Origin of the sequence: Colwellia asteriadis (assembly GCF_039523295.1) — a bacterium.
GTDB lineage: Bacteria > Pseudomonadota > Gammaproteobacteria > Enterobacterales > Alteromonadaceae > Colwellia > Colwellia asteriadis.
On record NZ_BAAAFA010000004.1, the window covers coordinates 308,996 to 315,133 of the forward strand.

General features: G+C 37.1%; 6 protein-coding genes. 4 read left to right on the forward strand and 2 right to left on the reverse strand.

Annotated elements, in window-relative coordinates; translation table 11 throughout:
* Positions 1-55: 55 nt before the first annotated feature.
* Positions 56-637: a superoxide dismutase [Fe] gene (sodB, locus tag ABD005_RS07860; RefSeq protein ID WP_343816788.1), complete on the reverse strand. Its 582-nt coding sequence runs from the start codon at positions 635-637 to the stop codon at positions 56-58.
* 221 nt (positions 638-858) lie between these two features.
* Between sodB and ABD005_RS07865 the strand changes: the two genes are divergently transcribed.
* Entirely contained in the window at positions 859-1,206 is a 348-nt protein-coding gene (locus ABD005_RS07865; protein WP_215980425.1) for a Grx4 family monothiol glutaredoxin, read from the forward strand.
* 88 nt (positions 1,207-1,294) lie between these two features.
* The gene (locus ABD005_RS07870) at positions 1,295-1,900 is read left to right on the forward strand and encodes a peroxiredoxin (protein ID WP_215980424.1); all 606 of its coding nucleotides are present in this window, start codon (positions 1,295-1,297) and stop codon (positions 1,898-1,900) included.
* A 140-nt stretch (positions 1,901-2,040) separates the two neighbouring features.
* Here ABD005_RS07870 and rnt read toward each other — a convergent pair whose 3' ends face one another.
* Positions 2,041-2,754, reverse strand: coding sequence for a ribonuclease T (rnt, locus tag ABD005_RS07875; RefSeq protein ID WP_343816789.1), 714 nt, complete (start codon positions 2,752-2,754; stop codon positions 2,041-2,043).
* Between the two features lie 248 nt (positions 2,755-3,002).
* Here rnt and ABD005_RS07880 point away from each other — a divergent pair, with 248 nt between their 5' ends.
* Together ABD005_RS07880 and ABD005_RS07885 are read left to right on the forward strand one after the other, a co-directional pair.
* On the forward strand, positions 3,003-3,899 hold the full coding sequence (locus tag ABD005_RS07880) for a flagellar protein MotY (protein WP_215980422.1): 897 nt from the start codon (positions 3,003-3,005) through the stop codon (positions 3,897-3,899).
* Positions 3,900-4,063: 164 nt separating this feature from the next.
* Complete coding sequence (locus ABD005_RS07885; RefSeq protein WP_343816791.1) at positions 4,064-5,953, forward strand: M1 family metallopeptidase; 1,890 nt, start codon at positions 4,064-4,066, stop codon at positions 5,951-5,953.
* The last annotated feature ends 185 nt before the right edge of the window (positions 5,954-6,138 follow it).

The following is a 6,138-nucleotide window of genomic DNA, read 5'->3' on the forward strand; positions in this document are numbered from 1 at the left end:
AAACGAGCTAAATAGCTCGTTTTTTATTTTTACTATTATCAATAGTTTATTTAATTTAGCTGAAGTTTGCTTGTGCAAAATCCCAGTTAGCTAATGCCCAAAAACCATTTAAGTAATCTGGGCGCACGTTACGGTAATCAATGTAGTAAGCATGTTCCCATAAATCTACGGTTAATAAAGGAGTAACGCCTTCATCAGTTAATGGTGTAGCTGCATTAGAGGTGTTAACAATAGCTAAGCTACCGTCAGCATTTTTTACTAACCAAGTCCAGCTTGAACCGAAGTTGTTAATTGCGCTGTCAGTAAATTTTGCTTTAAATTCAGCAAAAGAACCAAAGCTTGCATTAATTGCGTCAGCTAATGAACCCGTTGGCTCAGAGCCACCTGTTGGGCTAAGGCTATGCCAGTAAAACGTATGGTTCCAAATTTGTGCAGCGTTATTAAAAATACCTGCAGAAGAAGTTTTTACGATTTCTTCTAATGATTTATCAGCAAATTCAGTGCCTTCAATTAAACCATTTAGCTTTACAACATAGGTATTGTGATGCTTGCCGTAGTGAAATGATAATGTCTCAGCTGAGATATGTGGCTCTAGTGCATTTTGCTCGTAAGGTAGTGATGGTAATTCAATTGCCATTTTGCTCTCCAGGTTATAGTTATTTTTTACTGTGTTTTTGTTAAAACTTGAGTAAAATACTCAGGTATTATTATATTGGTCTTAGTTAGCTCAGTTTCAAGAGTTAATTAGCATATAATAGTCATATTTTTTTTTGATTGGTATTGAAAGTTTATTTTTAGGCACTATCTCTTAATAAACGCAGTGCATTTCAAGTCATGAGCATTAATAAAGAGGTTACCATGGATACAATTGAACGTATTAAGCAACAAATTAGCGAAAATCCTGTATTGCTATATATGAAAGGCTCACCTAAGTTACCAAGTTGTGGTTTTTCATCACAAGCATCACAAGCGCTAATCTCTTGTAATGAAAAATTTGCTTATGTCGACATTTTACAAAACCCTGATATTCGTGCGGAATTGCCAATTTACGCAGATTGGCCAACTTTTCCACAGTTATGGGTGGATGGTGAATTAGTTGGTGGTTGTGACATTATTATTGAAATGTTTCAACAAGGTGAGTTACAAACATTACTTACCGAAACTACAGCAAAATATAGTTCAGCAGAAGAAAACTCTGCCGAGTAGTAAACCTTTTACATAACAATGTATTTTTACAGTATTGTGATGTAAAAATTATTAAATTTTTTGAAAATAAATAAAAACGGAGCATAAAATGAGTGTATTAGTTGGTCGTTCAGCACCAGATTTCACAGCAGCAGCTGTATTAGGTAATGGTGAGATTGTTGATTCTTTTACGTTAAGTGAAGCAATCAAAGGTAAAAAAGCAGTCGTATTTTTCTACCCATTAGATTTTACTTTTGTATGTCCTTCAGAGTTGTTAGCATTTGATCACCGTATGGACGAGTTCAAAAGCCGTGGTGTTGAAGTTATCGGTGTTTCTATCGATTCTCAATTTTCTCATAATGCATGGCGTAACACGCCAGTAAACGAAGGTGGTATTGGTCCAGTACAATACACATTAGTTGCTGATGTTAAACATGAAATTTGTAAAGCGTACGATGTAGAACATCCAGAAGCTGGTGTTGCATTCCGCGGTTCATTCTTAATTGATGAAGAAGGTAATGTTCGTCACCAAGTAGTTAACGATTTACCATTAGGTCGTAACGTTGATGAAATGTTACGTATGGTTGATGCATTACAATTCCACCAAGAACACGGTGAAGTATGTCCTGCAGGTTGGAACAAAGGTGATAAAGGTATGACAGCTTCCCCAGAAGGTGTTGCATCTTACCTTACAGATAACGCTGAACAGCTTTAATTGTTAGTACTTATTCGTCTTTTTGGTTAACTACGAGTAAATTAGCTTTTAAGCGCTAATTATAATAATTAGCATATAAAAAAACCGCCTCGGCGGTTTTTTTGTTTTTCAGTTAAGGAGGTTGGCTTAGCTGAGTGACATTACTCTTCTATGGTTGGCATTGGCCAACCACCTAAAGTTTTCCATTTATTAACAATATAACAAAATAGCTCAGCAGTTTTTTCGGTATCGTATAAGGCGCTATGCGCTTCACTATTATTGAACTCTATATTGGCGGCAACACAGGCTTTAGCTAATACGGTTTGCCCTAAAGCAAGCCCTGACAGTGTTGTCGTGTCAAAGCTCACAAATGCATGAAAAGGGCTACGCTTTATATTACAGCGCTCGGTGGCTGCATTTAAAAATCCTAAATCAAAAGCCGCGTTATGAGCAACAATGATGGCGCGTTGGCAACCAGCCAATTTCATTTTTTTTCTCACGAGTTTAAATAATGACTTTAGTGCTTCATCTTCATCTACCGCAAAACGTAACGGGTTTGTAGGGTCAATACCGGTAAAAGCTAATGCTTTAGGCTCTAAATTGGCTCCCTCAAAAGGGTTAATATTAAATTGAATTGTTTCATCAATCGACATTAGCCCGGTTTCTTCGTCTAGCGTTAATACTGAGGCTGCTAGCTCGAGTAGTGCATCGGTTTGTGCGTTAAAACCTGCTGTTTCAACATCAATAACAACGGGGAAGTAACCTCTAAAACGTTGAGATAAAGCTGGTGAAGTAAGCTCTTGAGGTTGACTTGTTTTTGGTGATGGGTCGTTATTGGCTGGTTTAGGTGTTATTTCTGGTATTGGATTAGACATAAGATAAATAAAAGCACGCATCAAAAATTTCAGCAATTATCTCAGAAAAGTCTTTTAAAAACGAGGTGCAAAAGGATTTTGATGTATTAGGCCTCATTATTTATCACTAAATGGCGATTAATTGAGAAGAAACTGCTAAAGTTATCTTAGATTAGGACGATAACCTATATATCCTTTATATTACTCTATATTAGTGATAATTAGTGACTATTGGTTGGTCATTGTTTATTAGTATTGTGCATAACATTATGAAAAAAACACTCATATCAATTACATTATTTTCTTTATTAGCCACTAGCTTAACTGCTGGGTTTTGGAGTAACAATGCGCAGGCGGGAATTCGTCAATATAGCGCTAATATTCAAAACTCTACATGGCTCTTATCTAACGATTCGCGCTTACAGTGCACATTATCACATCAAATACCTCAATATGGCGAAGCTCGCTTTTACGCTAAAGCAAACCGTCAATTAAATATGGAGTTTGAGCTTGATATGATGTTACTACCTGACAATTATTCGTTGGCCGAGGTACGTAGTGTTTCACCAAGCTGGCAGCCAGGTAATGGCTCACGTCGTTTAGCTGATATGAAGTTATATAAACAATTCAACCCAAGTCTACCTAAAAAAGTGGCTTGGACTATGTTGAGTGAACTAGAGCAGGGCATGAGCCCCACTTTTTATTATAACGACTGGTATAGCGACAGTGATAAAATATCAGTGGGTTTATCTACGGCACGCTTTAGAAAAGCTTATCAAGATTTTGTCGGCTGTATTGGTAACTTATTAAACTACAGCTTTGATGATATTTCTTATACCGTACTGAATTATCAATCAAATAGTGACAAGTTTACTAAAGCTTCGCAGCGACGCATGAATATGATTCGTGAATACTTAAGTTTAGATCCTGAATTAGAGTTAGTGCTTATTGATGCATATTCAGATAGCTATGGCGGTCGTGATGCTAACTTACGATTATCACAGCGTCGAGCAACAAAGATTAGAGATTATTTTGTACAAAACGGTATAGATGCAAGCCGAATAGAAGCGAGTGGTTATGGTGAAAAACGTCATATTGCCTCTAACGACACCACATTAGGTCGCGGTAAAAATAGACGTGTGGTTATTCAAATGCAAAAACCGTAACTGATTTTGAACAAAATCCTAAGTTATTTAATTGATTGACTCGGATTTATTATTGAACAAGCCCGTAGATACACTGTAATCTACGGGCTTGTTTGTTTTGGGCTACATTGTTTCAATAATTTGATACAGCCCACCATTTTTAGTCTAACTAAGGTAAAAATGCTATGAAAAATTTTTCAAAACTTTGCCTGTTGCTTAGCTGTTTGGCTGTATCGTCAGCACCAGCATTGTCAGCGCAAGAGCATGCTCATCATAACGTATCAGCTCAAGTATTAACGGATGCTTATACTTATGCAAATTATGATCAAGTAAAAACAACGCATGTATATTTGGATCTTGATGTAGATTTTGATAAAAAATCACTTAAAGGCTTTGTTGATCTTTCCTTAAACTGGTTAAGCGATAAACCAGCGCCAGTGATTCTTGATACTCGTGATTTAGTTATTCACCGTGTGCTGGCCCAAAATAGTCAAGGTGAGTGGAAAAAAACTGATTACAACTTAGCGAAGCGAGATGACGTTTTAGGTAGCAAGTTAACGATTAATACTCAGTTTAAAGCGAAAAAAGTCCGAGTTTATTATAACTCAACTGAAAAAGCGTCAGGTTTACAATGGTTATCTGCAGAGCAAACAGCGGGTAAAGATAAGCCTTTCTTATTTAGCCAAAACCAGGCTATTCATGCACGTTCGTGGATACCAATTCAAGACACACCAAGTGTACGTGTAACTTATACGGCTCGTATAACTACTGATAAAGATTTATTAGCCGTAATGAGTGCTAATAATGAACCGACAACAGAGCGTGATGGCGATTACTTTTTTTCAATGCCACAAGCTATTCCACCATACTTGATTGCCATTGGTGTAGGTGACTTGCACTTTAAAGCGATGAGTCATCAAACAGGTATTTATGCAGAAAGTTATATTTTAGATGCTGCCGTCGCTGAATTTGACGATACACAAATGATGATTGATAAAGCCGAAGCTATGTACGGTAAATACCGTTGGGGACGCTACGATTTATTAATTTTACCACCAAGTTTCCCGTTTGGCGGTATGGAAAATCCTCGCTTATCATTTATTACCCCAACCGTTATTGCCGGTGATAAAAGCTTAGTTAACCTTATTGCTCATGAATTAGCACACTCTTGGTCAGGCAACTTAGTCACCAATGAAAGTTGGCGTGACTTATGGTTGAATGAAGGTTTTACTAGCTATGTTGAAAATCGCATCATGGAAGCGGTATTTGGTACAGACAGAGCTGTTATGGAACAGGCATTATCGGCGCAAGACTTAAACTTTGAAATAGCAGAACTAGCACCAAACGATACTCAGCTTTATATTGATTTACAAGGGCGCGATCCCGATGACGCTTTTTCAGGTGTACCTTACATTAAAGGACAACTATTCTTAATTTATCTTGAGCAAAAATATGGACGTGAACGTTTTGATAAATTTGTACTCGACTACTTTGATGGTCATGCTTTTGAAAGTTTAGGGACTGAAAATTTTGTTAAATATATTAAAGCAAACCTTATTGATAAATACCCAGGTATTGTAAGCCATAAAGAGCTTAATGAGTGGATTTACCAGCAAGGCTTACCAAGTTATGTGCCTAAGCCGACATCAAATGCGTTTAGTGTGATTGATAATCAAATAGCACAATTGCTTGCCGATGAAGTTAGCTTGTCTGAGCTACCAACTAAAAACTGGACCTTGCATGAGTGGTTGCACTTTATCAATAACTTACCACTTGATATTAGCTCTGATCGTATGGTGAGCCTAGATAATGCTTTTGACTTAACCAATAGTAAAAATGCTGAAATAGCACATGCTTGGTATTTATTATCGATTCGAGTGGGCTACAACGAAGTTTACCCTGCCATGGAAAAGTATCTGGAAGGCATAGGTCGACGTAAGCTAATTGTTCCTCTTTATAAAGAGTTAGCTAAAAATCCTGAGAGTAAAGTATGGGCAAGTAGAGTATATGATAAAGCTCGCCCTGGTTACCACGGCTTAGCACAAGGCACAGTAGATAATATTTTACGCAAGTAAGTATAATTTGCTAAGCACCTAGCTTAGATAGCTAAAGTTAATAGAGAAGGGCATTAGCCCAATGCCGATCAGTTAAGAGAATGATCGGTTGACCGATCCAAACGATCATGCAAAATCCGTAGTTAGGAAACTAACTACGGATTTTTTTTGTGAATATTGAACAAGCATTACAGACCACACTTGAA

Bases quoted from the DNA above. Each gene is read 5' to 3' on its own strand.
- sodB (WP_343816788.1), bottom strand. From the start codon at position 637: ATGGCAATTGAATTACCATCACTACCTTACGAGCAAAATGCACTAGAG.
- ABD005_RS07865 (WP_215980425.1), top strand. From the start codon at position 859: ATGGATACAATTGAACGTATTAAGCAACAAATTAGCGAAAATCCTGTA.
- ABD005_RS07870 (WP_215980424.1), top strand. From the start codon at position 1,295: ATGAGTGTATTAGTTGGTCGTTCAGCACCAGATTTCACAGCAGCAGCT.
- rnt (WP_343816789.1), bottom strand. From the start codon at position 2,754: ATGTCTAATCCAATACCAGAAATAACACCTAAACCAGCCAATAACGAC.
- ABD005_RS07880 (WP_215980422.1), top strand. From the start codon at position 3,003: ATGAAAAAAACACTCATATCAATTACATTATTTTCTTTATTAGCCACT.
- ABD005_RS07885 (WP_343816791.1), top strand. From the start codon at position 4,064: ATGAAAAATTTTTCAAAACTTTGCCTGTTGCTTAGCTGTTTGGCTGTA.